General features: G+C 63.4%; 12 protein-coding genes. 7 read left to right on the forward strand and 5 right to left on the reverse strand.

The genetic code is table 11. The features are described from left to right. From hutU to ACQY7U_RS12875, 7 genes are all read left to right on the forward strand, one after another. On the forward strand, positions 1-1,257 hold a 1,257-nt coding region (gene hutU / locus ACQY7U_RS12845), incomplete at its 5' end, for a urocanate hydratase (protein ID WP_428645019.1). A 52-nt stretch (positions 1,258-1,309) separates the two neighbouring features. Next, on the forward strand, positions 1,310-2,407 hold the full coding sequence (locus ACQY7U_RS12850) for a TRAP transporter substrate-binding protein (protein WP_428645021.1): 1,098 nt from the start codon (positions 1,310-1,312) through the stop codon (positions 2,405-2,407). Between the two features lie 377 nt (positions 2,408-2,784). Continuing rightward, positions 2,785-3,288, forward strand: a complete 504-nt coding sequence (locus ACQY7U_RS12855; protein WP_428645022.1) for a TRAP transporter small permease subunit — start codon at positions 2,785-2,787, stop codon at positions 3,286-3,288. Next, the gene (locus ACQY7U_RS12860; protein WP_428645024.1) at positions 3,285-4,835 is read left to right on the forward strand and encodes a TRAP transporter large permease; all 1,551 of its coding nucleotides are present in this window, start codon (positions 3,285-3,287) and stop codon (positions 4,833-4,835) included. The genes ACQY7U_RS12855 and ACQY7U_RS12860 overlap by 4 nt, the downstream gene beginning before the upstream one ends. 307 nt (positions 4,836-5,142) lie before the next feature. Beyond that, positions 5,143-5,850 carry an ABC transporter permease gene (locus tag ACQY7U_RS12865; protein ID WP_428645025.1) on the forward strand — a complete coding sequence of 236 codons (708 nt, stop codon included), beginning with the start codon at positions 5,143-5,145 and terminating at the stop codon, positions 5,848-5,850. Next, on the forward strand, positions 5,843-6,670 hold the full coding sequence (locus ACQY7U_RS12870; RefSeq protein ID WP_428645027.1) for an ATP-binding cassette domain-containing protein: 828 nt from the start codon (positions 5,843-5,845) through the stop codon (positions 6,668-6,670). Before ACQY7U_RS12865 ends, ACQY7U_RS12870 begins: the two co-directional genes overlap by 8 nt. Positions 6,671-6,708: 38 nt before the next feature. Continuing rightward, positions 6,709-7,503: a substrate-binding domain-containing protein gene (locus tag ACQY7U_RS12875; protein ID WP_428645068.1), complete on the forward strand. Its 795-nt coding sequence runs from the start codon at positions 6,709-6,711 to the stop codon at positions 7,501-7,503. A gap of 206 nt (positions 7,504-7,709) precedes the next feature. Here ACQY7U_RS12875 and ACQY7U_RS12880 read toward each other — a convergent pair whose 3' ends face one another. The 5 genes from ACQY7U_RS12880 to ACQY7U_RS12900 form a co-directional block, all read right to left on the reverse strand. After that, entirely contained in the window at positions 7,710-7,838 is a 129-nt protein-coding gene (locus ACQY7U_RS12880) for a hypothetical protein (RefSeq protein WP_428645029.1), read from the reverse strand. Then, positions 7,835-9,376, reverse strand: coding sequence for a c-type cytochrome (locus ACQY7U_RS12885; protein WP_428645030.1), 1,542 nt, complete (start codon positions 9,374-9,376; stop codon positions 7,835-7,837). The genes ACQY7U_RS12880 and ACQY7U_RS12885 overlap by 4 nt, the downstream gene beginning before the upstream one ends. Positions 9,377-9,388: 12 nt before the next feature. Next, positions 9,389-10,618, reverse strand: a complete 1,230-nt coding sequence (locus ACQY7U_RS12890) for a formate dehydrogenase subunit gamma (RefSeq protein WP_428645031.1) — start codon at positions 10,616-10,618, stop codon at positions 9,389-9,391. 160 nt (positions 10,619-10,778) lie between these two features. Then, positions 10,779-11,342 (reverse strand): formate dehydrogenase FDH3 subunit beta, encoded by a 564-nt coding sequence (fdh3B, locus tag ACQY7U_RS12895; protein ID WP_428645033.1) that lies wholly within the window; start codon positions 11,340-11,342, stop codon positions 10,779-10,781. 12 nt (positions 11,343-11,354) lie between these two features. Then, positions 11,355-14,243: a formate dehydrogenase subunit alpha gene (locus tag ACQY7U_RS12900; RefSeq protein ID WP_428645034.1), complete on the reverse strand. Its 2,889-nt coding sequence runs from the start codon at positions 14,241-14,243 to the stop codon at positions 11,355-11,357. Positions 14,244-14,282 lie beyond the last annotated feature (39 nt).

Here is a 14,282-nt window from a genome sequence, read left to right on the forward strand (position 1 = left end):
GGTTCGCAGGGCATCGTTCAGGGCACCTATGAAACCTTCATGGAAGCCGGCCGCCAGCATTACGGCGGCGACCTGAAAGGCCGCTGGATCCTGACCGGCGGCCTTGGCGGCATGGGCGGCGCCCAACCGCTTGCCGCCGTCATGGCAGGCGCCTGCTGCCTTGCCGTCGAATGCGACGAGAAGAGCGCCGACTTCCGCCTGCGCACCCGTTACGTCGACGAGAAGACCCACTCGCTCGATGAAGCGCTGGAGATGATCGAGCGCTGGACCAGGGCCGGCGAAGCCAAGTCCGTCGCGCTGATCGGCAACGCCGCCGACATCTTCCCGGAGATCGTCAAGCGCGGCGTGAAGCCTGACATCGTCACCGACCAGACCTCGGCCCACGACCCGGTCAACGGTTACCTGCCGCAGGGCTGGACCGTCGCCGAATGGCGTGCGAAGGCCGAGAGCGATCCGAAGGCCGTCGAAAAGGCCGCCCGCGCCTCGATGAAGGTGCATGTCGCCGCCATGGTCGACTTCTGGAACGCCGGCGTGCCGACGCTCGACTACGGCAACAACATCCGCCAGATGGCCCTGGAAGAAGGCCTGGAAAACGCCTTCGCCTTCCCCGGCTTCGTTCCGGCCTATATCCGCCCGCTGTTCTGCCGCGGCATCGGCCCGTTCCGCTGGTGCGCGCTCTCCGGCGATCCGGAGGACATCTACAAGACCGACGCCAAGGTGAAGGAACTGATCCCGGACGATCCGCACCTGCACAACTGGCTGGACATGGCGCGCGAGCGCATTTCCTTCCAGGGCCTGCCGGCACGCATCTGCTGGGTCGGCCTCGGCCAGCGCCACCGCCTCGGCCTCGCCTTCAACGAAACGGTCAAGAACGGCGAGCTGAAAGCGCCCATCGTGATCGGGCGCGACCATCTGGACAGCGGCTCCGTCGCCTCGCCGAACCGCGAAACGGAAGCGATGCAGGACGGCTCGGATGCGGTTTCCGACTGGCCGCTGCTGAATGCCCTGCTCAACACCGCCTCGGGCGCGACCTGGGTGTCGCTCCACCATGGCGGCGGCGTAGGCATGGGCTTCTCGCAGCATTCGGGCATGGTCATCTGCTGCGACGGCACCGACGATGCCGCCCGCCGCGTCGAGCGGGTGCTTTGGAATGACCCGGCAACGGGCGTGATGCGTCACGCCGATGCCGGATACGAGATCGCGCTTGATTGCGCGAGGGAACAGGGGCTCAACCTGCCGGCGATTTTGGGCAAATAACCGGCACGGCAGGACGCTCTGAAATCTGACCTTGAAACGAGGGGTAATACTCATGAAAAGACGTGATTTTCTGAAAGCCGGCGCGACCGGCACCGTGGCGGCCGCCGCGACCACGCTGGCGGCACCCGCCATCGCCCAGGACGTGCGCCAGTGGCGCATGGTCACCGCATGGCCGAAGAACCTGCCGGGCCCGGGCGTTGCCGCCCAGATGCTCGCCGACCGCATCACCGCAATCTCCGGCGGCCGCATCGAGGTCAAGCTGTTCGCGGCCGGTGAAATCGTTCCGGGCAACGGCGTTTTCGACGCTGTCGGCCAGGGCACGGCCGAGCTTTACCACGCCGTTCCCGCCTATTGGGGCTCCAAGTCCAAGGGCATTCTCCTGTTCGGTTCCCAGCCCTTCGGCCTGACGGCTCCGGAACAGGCCGGCTGGATGATCCATGGCGGCGGCCAGGCGCTCTATGACGAGATCTATGCCCGCTTCAACCTGAAGCCGTTCCTGTGCGGCAACTCCGGTCCGCAGTGGGCCGGCTGGTTCCGCACCGAGATCAACAGCGTCGACGACCTCAAGGGCCTGAAGTTCCGCTCCACCGGCCTGGCCTCTGAAATGTGCTCCAAGCTCGGCATGGCCGTTCAGGCCATGAGCGGCCCGGCCATGTTCCAGGCGCTGCAGTCCGGCGCGCTGGACGCCGGCGAATTCATCGGCCCGTGGACCGACAGCGCGCTCGGCTATTACCAGATCGCCAGGAACTACTACTGGCCGGGTGTCGGCGAACCGTCCTCGGCGGAAGAATGCGCGGTCAACCTGGAGGCCTATAACGACCTGCCGGACGACCTGAAGGAAGCCGTGCAGCGTGCCTGCGCCAGCCTCTACAACGACGTTCTGACGGAATACAACACCAAGCACGCCCAGGCGCTGACCCAGCTGGTCAACGAGCACGGCGTTATGGTGCGCAAGCTTCCGGACGACGTCATCGTCGCCATGGGCAATGCCGCCGGTGAAGTGATCGCGGATCTGCGTGCCAGCGACGACGAACTGGTCCAGCGCATCACCGAAAGCTTCCTCGGCTACCGCAAGCTGATGCGCGAGTACATGCCCTATGCCGACAACGGCCAGATGAACGCCCGTCTGCTCGACTACAAGTACGACTGACCGGGCAACGGCATTCCGGCAGGATGACGGGCCTGGCTCCATCCTGCTGATGCCTCTGATCCCCTCGTCCCGAGTGGGCCTTATGGCCCTCCTCGGGATGGGGGGCGTGGCTTTTTGTTAATACGGGAAACCAGGGGCACCGAAAGCTCCTCCATTTGTCATCCCGGACCGAGCGCCCCCGAGGTGCTCACAAAGCAAAGCAACCGGACGGGCCACCCGGCCCCGCCATTTGTCATCCCGCGGCTTGACCATGGGATCCATTCCGTTTCCTCTCCTGTTTCGCAACACGATTCAGGTCACGGCATGGATTGCCGGATCAACTCCGGCAATGACGGCGTGTTTTTGGAACGGTGGACAACAGGGCAGGAAAGACAGCGATGGAAAAACTTGCCGGTGCGCTGGAGCGCATCAATTCCGTGATAGGCAATACCTTATGCTGGGCGGCGCTCTTGATGCTGCTGCTGCAATTCGTGATCGTGCTGCTGCGTTATGTCTTCGGCTTCAGCTTCATCTTCCTCGACGAGGGCGTTCTTTATTTCCACGCGAGCCTCTTCATGCTCGGTGCCGGCTACACCTTCCTCGTCAATGCCCATGTCCGAGTGGACATCTTCTACGCAAAGTCGAGCCATCGCTCCCAGGCCTGGATCGATCTCTTCGGCCATCTGTTTCTGCTGGCACCGGCGCTGGTGGTGCTGCTCTGGTTCTCCTGGCCCTATGTCAGGGGCAGCTGGGCGATCCTTGAAGGACCGATTTCGGTCGGCGGGATTCCGGCCTCCTTCCTGCTGAAGTCCCTCATCCCGGCCTATTGCGTGCTGCTGCTCCTTCAGGGCGTTGCCGCCTTCATCCGCGACGTCCAGAAGCTGAAAGGCGCCAACGCATGAGCCTTCCTCTCGATCTGATCATGTTCGGCGCCCTGATCGCCTTCATCCTGCTCGGCTATCCGGTCGCCTTCACCATCGCGGGCGTTGCCACGGGCTTCGCCCTGCTCGGCTGGTGGCTCGGCGATTTCAACATCCAGCTCATGGGGGCCATGGGCCAGCGCTTCTTCGGCGTTCTGACCAATCCGGTGCTCACCGCCATTCCCCTCTTCGTGCTGATGGGCGTCATTCTGGAGAAAAGCCGGATCGCGGAAGAGCTGCTGGAAACCATGGGACGCCTGTTCGGGCGCATGAACGGCGGGCTCGGTGTCTCCGTCATGCTGGTCGGCGCGCTGCTGGCGGCCTCCACCGGCATCGTCGGGGCAACCGTGGTCGCCATGGGTCTGATCGCCCTGCCCACCATGCTGCGCAACGGCTACAATCCGAAACTCGCCTCCGGCATGGTCTGCACGGCGGGCACCCTCGGCCAGATCATTCCACCCTCGACGCTGCTGATCATCCTGGCGGATGTCATGTCCAACGCCTTCCAGCAGGCGCAATACGCACAAGGCAAGTTCACCATCGAGACCATCTCGGTCGGTCAGACCTTCGCCGCCGCCATGATCCCGGGCCTGCTGCTGGTCGTCGTCTATTGCGCCTATATTCTCGGCCGCGCCTTCCTGTTCCCGAGCGATGCACCCGCCATGAAGGAACATGTCACCAAGCCGACGGGTCGGGAAATCGCGGGCGCCATCGTGCCGCCGATCCTCCTGATCGTTGCGGTGCTCGGCTCGATCCTCGGCGGCATCGCCTCGCCCAACGAAGCGGCTTCCGTCGGTGCCATCGGCGCCATCCTTCTGGCGGGCCGGCGGCTCGGCGTGTCCACGAAGCTGATCATTCTGGCCACCGCAGCCCTTTTGATCCTGGCGGTTGCCGCAACCGTGCTGCCGGTGCGGCTGCAACGCTCCGACATCACTCCCGGCGGCTACGTTCTGGCGGCGGTTTATGGCGGCCTTGGTATTTTTGCCCTTGGCGTGGTGCTGCGCATCCTGAAGGCGGCCATCTCCGACGGTCTGATGAAGGCCGCGCTGCTGTCGACACTGACGGTCACCTCGATGATCTTCGCCACTATCCTGATGGCCAGCTTCTTCTCGCTGGTGTTCGTCGGCCTCGGCGGCGAGGACCGGGTGCACGAGATCCTGAAGGAAATGCCGGGCGGGCCGACCGGCGCGCTGATCTTCGCGATGCTGTTCGTCTTCGTGCTCGGCTTCTTCCTGGATTTCGTCGAGATCTCCGTGATCCTGCTGCCGGTGCTGATCCCTCCGCTCATCCTGATGGGCATCGACCCGATCTGGCTGACGGTGCTGATCGCCATCAATCTGCAGACGTCGTTCCTGACGCCGCCCTTCGGCTTCTCGCTGTTCTACCTGCGCGGCGCGGCACCGAAGGAAATCACCACCGGCCAGATCTACCGCGGCGTGGTGCCCTTCATCGGGCTGCAGATCGTGGCCGTGGCGATCCTGTGGCTGTTCCCGGTCTTCGCCACCTGGCTGCCGAAGACGCTGTATTAGGCGCGGTTTCAGGACGGAATACGTTCCACACTAAAACCTCATCCTGAGGAGGACCGTGAGGTCCGTCTCGAAGGATGGGCGGCAAGCTCAGAGACAAGCGGCCCATCCTTCGAGACAGCGCTTCGCGCTTCCTCAGGATGAGGTCGTGGGTGAGCAACCGATAGAGTTCGATTTGCCAACAGTGCCGCGCCCTCCCTTAGGCGCGGCGGTTTTCGTTTGGCGTTTTTGCGACAGGTTCAGCCGTGCGCTTGTTTGATTTTTATGCATTTTACGTTATTTTTTCCCATAAGCGGAAGGAACGGCGTGAATGGAAAGCTTCTGGAGCGCGTTCGGCGGGGCACTCGGCCTTGTCGTTGCACTTGATCCGGACCTGATGGAAATCATCGGCCTGTCGATGCGGGTCACGCTGACGGCCGTGCTGCTCGCCTGCCTCATCGGCCTGCCGCTGGGGGCCGCCGTCGGTACATTCCGCTTTCCGGGGCGCGCCGCTGTCGCCGTTGCGCTCAATGCCCTGATGGGGCTTCCCCCGGTCGTCGTCGGCCTGCTGGTCTACCTGCTTTTGTCCGCGTCCGGCCCGCTTTCCCCGCTCCGCCTGCTCTACACGCCGACCGCCATGATCATCGCCCAGATGATCCTGGTGACTCCGATCGTCGCCGCCCTCACCCGTCAGGTGGTCGAAGACCTCAACCGGGAATATGCCGAACAGTTCGCCTCCATGGGCGTCGGACCGCTGGACCGGATGACCGCGATGCTCTGGGATGCCCGCTACAGCCTGCTGACCGTTGCGCTTGCCGGGTTCGGCCGGGCGGTCGCCGAGGTCGGGGCGGTCATCATCGTCGGCGGCAACATCAACCACGTCACCCGCGTCATGACCACGACCATTGCGCTGGAAACCTCCAAGGGCAACCTGCAGCTCGCGCTGGCGCTCGGCGTCATCCTGCTCATGATCGCCTTTGCCGTGAACGGCTGCGTCATGGCATTGCGCGCCTCCGCAGTGAGGGCCGCCTATGCGTGACCTTGCCTTCGATACGGCCGCCGGCGCCTCCACCTCCGCACTGCGCGAAATCCCGCTGCTTCAGGTGCGCGGTCTGAGCTTCACCGCGGGCCGCGAACGGCTTCTTCACGGGGTGAACGTGACCGTCCGCAAGGGGTCGCGCACCCTCATCATGGGTCCGAACGGCGCCGGCAAAAGCCTGCTCCTGCGCCTGATGCACGGCCTGCTGCAACCGGATGAGGGACAGATCCTCTGGCAGGGCGAACCGCTTGACGCAAAGGCCCGTCGGGCCCAGGCGATGGTGTTCCAGCGTCCCGTCCTCCTGCGCCGCTCCGTGCTGGCCAATCTGAAATTTGCCCTTTCCGTGCGCGGCCTCAAGGGCAAGGACAAGGCGGAGCGGATGGAAAACGCGCTGGCGCTTGCAGGCCTGACGCATCTTGCCCGCCGCCCGGCGCGGGTGTTGTCGGGTGGCGAGCAGCAGCGGCTTTCCCTTGCCCGTGCCCTCGCCCTCGAACCCGACCTCCTGTTCCTGGACGAACCGACGGCCAATCTCGATCCCGCCTCGACCGCAGCGATCGAAAATCTGGTGCTGCAGGCAAATGCGCGTGGCGTCACCATCGTGCTTGTCACACATGATGCCGGTCAGGCGAAACGGCTCGGCGAAGACGTGATCTTCCTGCAGGACGGCCGCGTGGCCGAAACCGGCCCGGCCAGCGAGGTTCTGAACCACCCGAAGAGCGATCCCGCCCGCGCCTGGCGGGACGGCCGGCTGTACCTGGGGTCGAACACCCGCCCCCTCCACGATCCTTCCAACCAATCCCATTTCTGGAGAGACCATTGATCAGAAGACTTTTTCTGACCCTGACCGCCAGCTTTTTCATGGCCATTGTTTCAGGGCAGCCATCCTTTGCGAACGAGAAATTCATTGTCGTGCAGTCGACGACGTCGACGCAGAATTCCGGCCTGTTCGACCATATCTTGCCGATCTTCCAGAAGAAGACCGGCATTGAGGTCCGGGTCGTGGCCGTCGGCACCGGCCAGGCCATCAAGAATGCGGTCAACGGCGACGGCGACGTCCTGTTCGTGCATGCCAAGCCGGCGGAAGAGAAATTCGTTGCCGACGGCTTCGGCGTTTCGCGCGCGGACGTGATGTACAACGACTTCGTCATCGTCGGCCCGAGCGATGACCCCGCAGGCGTGGCCGGGTCCAGCGATGTCACCGCCGCGCTGAAGACGATCGCGGACGCGAAGGCGCTCTTCGCCTCCCGCGGCGACGACAGCGGCACCCACAAGGCGGAGCGCCGCCTGTGGAAGGCGGCCGGCATCGACCCGACGGCAAGTTCCGGCGACTGGTACCGGGAAACCGGTTCCGGCATGGGGGCAACGCTGAACACCGGCACCGGCATGGGCGCTTACGTCATGACCGACCGCGCCACCTGGATCTCATTCGGCAACAAGGGCGATTACCGGATCGCCGTCGAGGGTGACCCTGTCCTCTTCAACCAGTATGGCGTGATCCTGGTGAACCCGGAAGCGCACCCGCATGTGAAGGCGTTGCTCGGCCAGCAGTTCATCGACTGGCTGCTGTCGAAGGAAGGGCAAGACGCGATCGCGGACTACAAGGTCGACGGTCAGCAGCTCTTCTTCCCGAACGCGAACAAGGGACAGAGCTGAACCGGTCTACGGCCCGGATACCGGCAGCCGGAAACTGCTCCGTTTCAAGCAGTTGGAAACTCTGGTAAAACACGTATTGCCGCGCGTGCACATCCGACAATGCAACGGAGGGCGGTTCGAGACTTCCCGCCATCCATTCATGCGCGGCCAACTGCTCCCTCTTTCGCCCACACGAAAGAGGGAGTTTTTCCTCTATCGGAAAAGCGTCACTCCCCCAGTCTCACCGAGGCGCTGCTGGTCTGATCGGCGCTGGAAAAGCCCATATGCTCCAGGATCTGGTTTGCCCCGATGGCGATCAGAATAATGGCTGCAAAGGCAATGAGCATGGCTTTCATTGCGGTCCTCCAGATGTCCCGGCTGCGGTTGCCGTCTTGAGATAGTCAATCAGATCGCTCCGGTCTTCAGGGCGCACGATCCGTTGCATCGGCATTTTCGATCCCGGAATGAAATGGTCCGGTCCGTCCAGAAAAAGCCGGTCGATGGTTTCCCCGGACCAGATGATATCAGATCCGGTGAGCGTTTCAGAATAGGGATACCCGGGCAGCGTGCCCGCCCGCCGTCCGAAGATGCGGTAAAGCGTCGGCCCGGCCTTGCGCCCGCCGTCTGCCGTCAGCGCGTGACAGATGGAGCATTTGCGCGCGAATTGCCGTTCACCGTTGGTCATGTCCTCGGGCCTCTTCAGAAACTGCGGCGTCTCGCGCGCCATGGGGTCGAAACTTTCCAGATCCGCCAGTGGCCAGGAATAGACGATGTTCTCGATGCCGCCCGCATGGATCACCGTGCCGTCCCGGGAAAAGGCAAGCGCCCAGATCGGTCCTTTCAGGGCCGCCCGGAAGTCCGTCTCGATCTTCCAGCTTCCCGTATCCAGCACGGTTATGAAGCCGTGGCCGTCTCCGGTGGCGAGCTTGCTGCCGTCGGGGCTGACGGCAAGCGCCAGTATGGGCCGGCGCTCGAAGGCAAACTCCTGCAACCGCTCGCCACTGTCGATGTCTACGATCCGGGTCACGCCGTCCTGCGATCCATAGGCAAGCCAGCTTTCCCTTTCGCCTTTGCCGCCGGTGGCAATCACGTTGATGCCGAAACCGTTGCGGTCGATCATTCGTTTCTCGGCGCCCGTCTTCAGGTCCCAAAGCTTGATCGATCCATCGATGGAAGCCGAATAGAGTTGCGCACCGTCCCGCGAAAACACCACGTCGTTGACACCCGCCGTATGGCCCTTCAGGAACACGGGATCGCCACCGCCCAATGGCCAGAGCCCGATGCGGGCATCCCAGCTTGCGCTGGCAATGAGCGTCCTGTCGGGGGAAACGGCAAGTCCCGCGATCTTTGCGGTGTGACCTTCCAGGCGCTGCGACGCTCCGGCCCCGAGATCCCACCGGATCAGGTCGTTGTCGTCGCCCCCCGACACGAGATGCGCGCCGTCGATGAAACGGACGGTCTTCACGGCCGCTTCGTGCCCTTCCAGCCAGAACGGTTCCCGGCCTGTCCAGACACCGACCGAATTGTCGAAACTGGCGGTCGCCACCTTGCCGGTCTCCCGTGAGACATCGATGGCCATGACAGGCCCGCCATGACCTTTCAGTGTCTGGAAATCGGCTGCCATGGCAGCCGTTGAAAGGACGGCAGAGGCCAGCAAAGCCGTCAGCACGCGGTTGAAGAGGTGTGGCGCGCTTGCCGTTCCGCGCTGCTTGTCATCCCGGCCGAGCGCAGCCGGCGCCGGGCTCCGGGACTCCCTGGAGACCGTCTTGGATGACGACTGATGATGCGTTGTCCCGGGTCCCCGCTTTCGCGGGGATGACAATCCCGGCGTGGACACACAGGGCAGATCACCGGCCTCGGCCAGCGGCGCTCTCCTTCGGACCGATCCAACCATCTCGGTTTCAGCCTATTCGGCCGGAACCGTTGTCTCGTCGCTCGCACCGGAGCTGGCGGATTTGCCCTTGGCTTCCTCGATTTCCTTGACCCACAGCCCGTGGTGTTCCCGCGCCCATTGCAGCTCCACCTCGCCGGACCCCATGGCGTCATACGCCCCTTCCATGCCAACGGATCCGATATAGATATGGGCCAGGATCACGGCCATCATCACGAAGGCAACAATCGCGTGCCAGAGCTGGGCCAGCTGCATTTCCTCATGCGGGGCAAGCTGCACCGGCAACACGCCGAAACCGAGAAGCTGCGGCAGGCCGGTCGCATTGAGGATCTTGAAAGTTCCGGCGAACATCGGAAGCTGGAAGGGAAAGAGCAGCGAGAGACCGGAAACGGCGATCGAGGCCCCCAGCACGATCACGCCCCAGAAGACCAGCTTCTGGCCGAAATTGAATTTCCTGGCCGGTGGATGCACGCCCTTCTTGAAGAGGCCACCGCCAACCGCGATCCATTTCAGGTCCGTCCTGTTGGGGATGTTGTGCGCCACCCACATCACGAATACGAGAATGAGGCCGAGGATGAACGCCCAGGCGACGTTGTTGTGGATCCACTTTGAATAAAGCGCCAGTGGCGCGAAGGCCTCCTTGCCGATCAGCGGGATGATCGCCACCCGTCCGAACAGGGACAGGAGCCCGGTCAGGCCGAGCAGGATGAAGGACCCGGCGAGCAGCCAGTGGCCGAACCGTTCGACCGCATTGAACCGGGTAATTGTCCGCCCCGTCTTCTCACCGTCGATGCGGATACGGCCGCGCAACAGGAAAAAAAGCACCAGGAGCAAAATCGTGACGCCGAGCAGTCCGGCGCCATAGGTGGCAAGCGGCCCCTTGCGCCATTCCAGCCAGCGCATGCCGCCGTCCTGCATCAGAACGGTCGCCGCCTCACCGCCCGCCGACACCTTGATGTCCGCGGACCCGTAACGCAGCGCCCGCCAGAGCTCGGGGTCGGACACACCGCCCAGCGTGCCGAGCTGCGACGTTATCCCGGCGGCGGAGTTCGGATCGCCCGTGTCGGTACGGCGGAAACTGTCGTCCAGCTTCTCGCCGCGCTGGCGTTTCAGAATGTCTTCCAGTGTCTGGGCGCCACCCGTTGCCGATCTGTCAGGTACGGATCTGTCAGGCGCCTGGTCCTGCGCAAAACCCTGGACCAGGAAGGCAAGCAGAAGCACACATGCCAAAGCCAGGCGTTTCATGACCGGTTCCCCTTGTTCTTTTATCACTGGAGGCCGCCGGGGCAGCGAAGAGCCGCCCCGCGCGAGCAGTTCGTCAGTCAAGACGCAAGTGAAGGCGCCCGCCTTGGCGGGCACCTCCTGACCGGCTTGCTCAGCCGCCCTTCTGGCCGTAGGCAGTGCCCTAGCCCCAGGCACCCGAGCCGAAGCCGCGGGCCACCACACGCTCGCGGTAGATGCCCGACACGACATCGCCATCCCCTGCCAGCAGGGCCTTGGTGGAACACATCTCCGCACAGAGCGGCAGCTTGCCTTCCGCAATACGGTTGCGGCCGTATTTGGCGAATTCCGCGGTCGAGTTGTTTTCTTCCGGACCACCGGCGCAGAAGGTGCATTTGTCCATCTTGCCGCGCGATCCGAAATTGCCCGCCTGCGGGTATTGCGGTGCGCCGAACGGACAGGCGTAGAAGCAGTAGCCGCAGCCGATGCACAGGTCCTTCGAATGAAGCACCACGCCTTCCTCGGTCTGATAGAAGCAGTCGACCGGGCACACCGCCATGCAGGGCGCGTCCGAGCAGTGCATGCAGGCAACCGAGATCGACCGTTCGCCGGGCTTGCCATCGTTGATGGTCACCACCCGGCGGCGGTTGATGCCCCAGGGCACCTCATGTTCGTTCTTACAAGCCGTCACGCAGGCATTGCACTCAATGCAGCGTTCGGCGTCACAAAGGAACTTTGATCTTGCCATTGAATGTCCTCCTTACGCTGCCGAGATCTTGCAGAGGGTGGCCTTGGTCTCCTGCATCTGCGTGACCGAATCGTAGCCGTAGGTCTGGGCCGTGTTCGAGCTCTCGCCGAGCACATAGGGGTCGGCCCCTTTCGGATACTTGTATCTTCGGTCCTCGCCCTGGAAATGGCCGCCGAAGTGGAACGGCATGAAGGCAACACCTTCGCCGACCCGCTCCGTCACCATCGCCATGACCTTGACCTTGCCGCCTTCCGGGCCTTCGACCCAGACCTGCGCGCCGTCCCTTACCCCGAGATTGTTGGCATCCCTCGGGTTGATTTCGACGAACATGTTCTGCTGAAGCTCGGCGAGCCACGGGTTCGACCGGGTCTCGTCGCCGCCGCCCTCATATTCGACCAGACGGCCGGAAGTGAGGATGATCGGGAAGTCCTTGGAAAAGTCGTTCTTCTGGATCGAAGCGTAAAGCGTCGGAACACGCCAGAACGTCTTGTCCTCGTAGGTCGGATAATCGGCGACCAGATCCCGCCGGCTGGTGTAGAGCGGCTCGCGGTGCAGCGGCACCGGATCGGGGAAAGTCCACACGACGGCCCTGGCCTTGGCATTGCCGAAGGGAGCACAGCCGTGCTTGATGGCCACCCGCTGAATGCCGCCGCTAAGGTCGGTCTTCCAGTTGGTCTTCGGCCCGGCAACCGCCTCGATGGCGGCCCGTTCCTCGTCCGTCAGGTCACTGTCCCAGCCGAGATCCATCAGCATCTGCATGGTGAATTCCGGATAGCCGTCCTGAATTTCGGCACCGGGGTTGGACACCCCGTCGGCCAGCAGGTTCTGGCCGTCCCGCTCCACGCCGAAACGGGCACGGAAGCACAGGCCGCCCTCGGCAACCGGCAGCGACATGTCGTAGAGATTTGCCGTTCCCGGATGCTTCATCTCCGGCGTTCCCCAGCTGGGCCACGGCAGGCCGTAGAACTCGCCGTCATTCGGACCGCCGATGGCACGCAGCGACGTGCGGTCGAATGTATGCTGGTTCTGCATGTGGGACTTGAGCCGTTCCGGCGACTGGCCGGTGTAACCGATCGTCCACATGCCGCGGTTGAACTCGCGGGTGATGTCCTCCACGTTCGGCTCGTCGCCGTCCATGGCGATGTTGCGGAACATCCGGTCGTCGAAACCGAACTTCTTGGCAAACATGGCCATGATGGTGTGGTCGGGCTTGGATTCGAACAGGGGCGCAACAATCTGGTCCCGCCATTGCAGCGAACGGTTGGAAGCCGTCACCGAACCGCGGGTCTCGAACTGCGTCGCCGCAGGCAGCAGGTAGCAGCCGTCCGTCCTGTCATGCAGGATCGCCGAAACCGTCGGATAGGGATCGACCACGACCAGCAGGTCGAGCTTCTCCATCGCCTTCTTCATTTCCGGCTGGCGGGTCTGCGAGTTCGGCGCGTGTCCCCAGAGCACCATCGCCCTGGTGTTGTCGGGCTGTTCAAGGTTGGCCTTGTCTTCCAGGACACCGTCGATCCAACGGCTGACCGGGATGCCCTTGAGGTTCATCATGGCCTTGTCCTTGCCGTCCGCGCCCTTCATGGTCGCGAAGCGGCCTTTCAGCCAATCCAGCTCCTCTTCCCACACACGCGCCCAATGGGCCCAGGAACCGGCGGTCAGGCCGTAGTAGCCCGGAAGCGTGTCGGCCAGGACACCAAGGTCCGTCGCGCCCTGCACGTTGTCATGGCCGCGGAAGATGTTGGTGCCGCCGCCGGAAACGCCCATGTTGCCGAGGGCAAGCTGCAGGATGCAGTAGGCGCGGGTGTTGTTGTTGCCGTTGGTGTGCTGGGTGCCGCCCATGCACCAGATCACGGTGCCCGGACGGTTGTTGGCGAGTGTCCGCGCCACGCGCTTCATCTGGCTGCCCGGCACGCCCGTGACGCGTTCGACTTCCTCCGGGTTCCACTTGGCGACTTCGACGCGGATCTGGTCCATGCCCCACACACGGGTACGGATGAACTCCTTGTCTTCCCAGCCGTTGTCGAAAATGTGCCAGAGGATGCCCCAGATCAGGGCGACGTCCGAGCCCGGACGGAAGCGCACGTATTCGTCTGCATGTGCGGCCGTGCGGGTGAAACGCGGATCGCACACGATCAGCGGTGCGTTGTTCTGTTCCTTGGCGCGCAGCACATGCAGCAGCGAGACCGGATGAGCTTCAGCCGGATTGCCGCCGATGATGAAAATCGCCTTGGAATTGTGGATGTCGTTGTAGCTGTTGGTCATGGCGCCGTAGCCCCATGTGTTGGCTACGCCGGCAACCGTGGTGGAATGGCAGATGCGTGCCTGATGGTCGACGTTGTTGGTGCCCCAGTAGGCCGCGAACTTGCGGTAGAGATAGGCCTGCTCGTTGCTGTGCTTGGCCGAGCCCAGCCAATAGACGCTGTCCGGACCGCTTTCCTCGCGGATCTGCAACATCTTGTCGCCGATCTCGTTGATCGCGTCTTCCCAGCTGACTTTCTTCCACTCGCCGCCTTCCAGCTTCATCGGGTATTTCAGCCGGCGCTCGCCGTGAGCGTGTTCGCGGACGGAAGCGCCCTTGGCGCAGTGGGCGCCGAGGTTGAACGGGCTGTCCCAGCCCGGCTCCTGGCCGATCCAGACGCCGTCTGAAACTTCGGCGATCACGGTGCATCCCACGGAGCAGTGTGTGCAGACCGATTTCACGGTCTTCACGGTGCTTGCCGACGATTGTGCCTGCGCCCTGGTGACCGAGCCTCCGGTTGCGGTGATGGCGGCCAGACCGCCCGCGGCCAGACCGGATCCTTTCAGGAATGTGCGGCGGTCGACCGATTTATGTGCAGCGTCTTTCAGGATACTTGCACCTTGGGGGCGTCGCGCTACCCCATTGGTCTTTTTCCTAAGCATTTTGCCCTACCTTGCTTGTATCAGTGCTGATACGGCTGG

The sequence above is a fragment of the Roseibium sp. genome, assembly GCF_050301095.1.
GTDB lineage: Bacteria > Pseudomonadota > Alphaproteobacteria > Rhizobiales > Stappiaceae > Roseibium.

Coding starts and splice junctions, on each gene's coding strand:
- ACQY7U_RS12890 (WP_428645031.1), bottom strand. CDS start 10,618: ATGAAACGCCTGGCTTTGGCATGTGTGCTTCTGCTTGCCTTCCTGGTC.
- ACQY7U_RS12865 (WP_428645025.1), top strand. CDS start 5,143: ATGGAAAGCTTCTGGAGCGCGTTCGGCGGGGCACTCGGCCTTGTCGTT.
- fdh3B (WP_428645033.1), bottom strand. CDS start 11,342: ATGGCAAGATCAAAGTTCCTTTGTGACGCCGAACGCTGCATTGAGTGC.
- ACQY7U_RS12855 (WP_428645022.1), top strand. CDS start 2,785: ATGGAAAAACTTGCCGGTGCGCTGGAGCGCATCAATTCCGTGATAGGC.
- ACQY7U_RS12850 (WP_428645021.1), top strand. CDS start 1,310: ATGAAAAGACGTGATTTTCTGAAAGCCGGCGCGACCGGCACCGTGGCG.
- ACQY7U_RS12885 (WP_428645030.1), bottom strand. CDS start 9,376: ATGGTTGGATCGGTCCGAAGGAGAGCGCCGCTGGCCGAGGCCGGTGAT.
- ACQY7U_RS12880 (WP_428645029.1), bottom strand. CDS start 7,838: ATGAAAGCCATGCTCATTGCCTTTGCAGCCATTATTCTGATCGCCATC.
- ACQY7U_RS12860 (WP_428645024.1), top strand. CDS start 3,285: ATGAGCCTTCCTCTCGATCTGATCATGTTCGGCGCCCTGATCGCCTTC.
- ACQY7U_RS12875 (WP_428645068.1), top strand. CDS start 6,709: ATGGCCATTGTTTCAGGGCAGCCATCCTTTGCGAACGAGAAATTCATT.
- ACQY7U_RS12900 (WP_428645034.1), bottom strand. CDS start 14,243: ATGCTTAGGAAAAAGACCAATGGGGTAGCGCGACGCCCCCAAGGTGCA.
- ACQY7U_RS12870 (WP_428645027.1), top strand. CDS start 5,843: ATGCGTGACCTTGCCTTCGATACGGCCGCCGGCGCCTCCACCTCCGCA.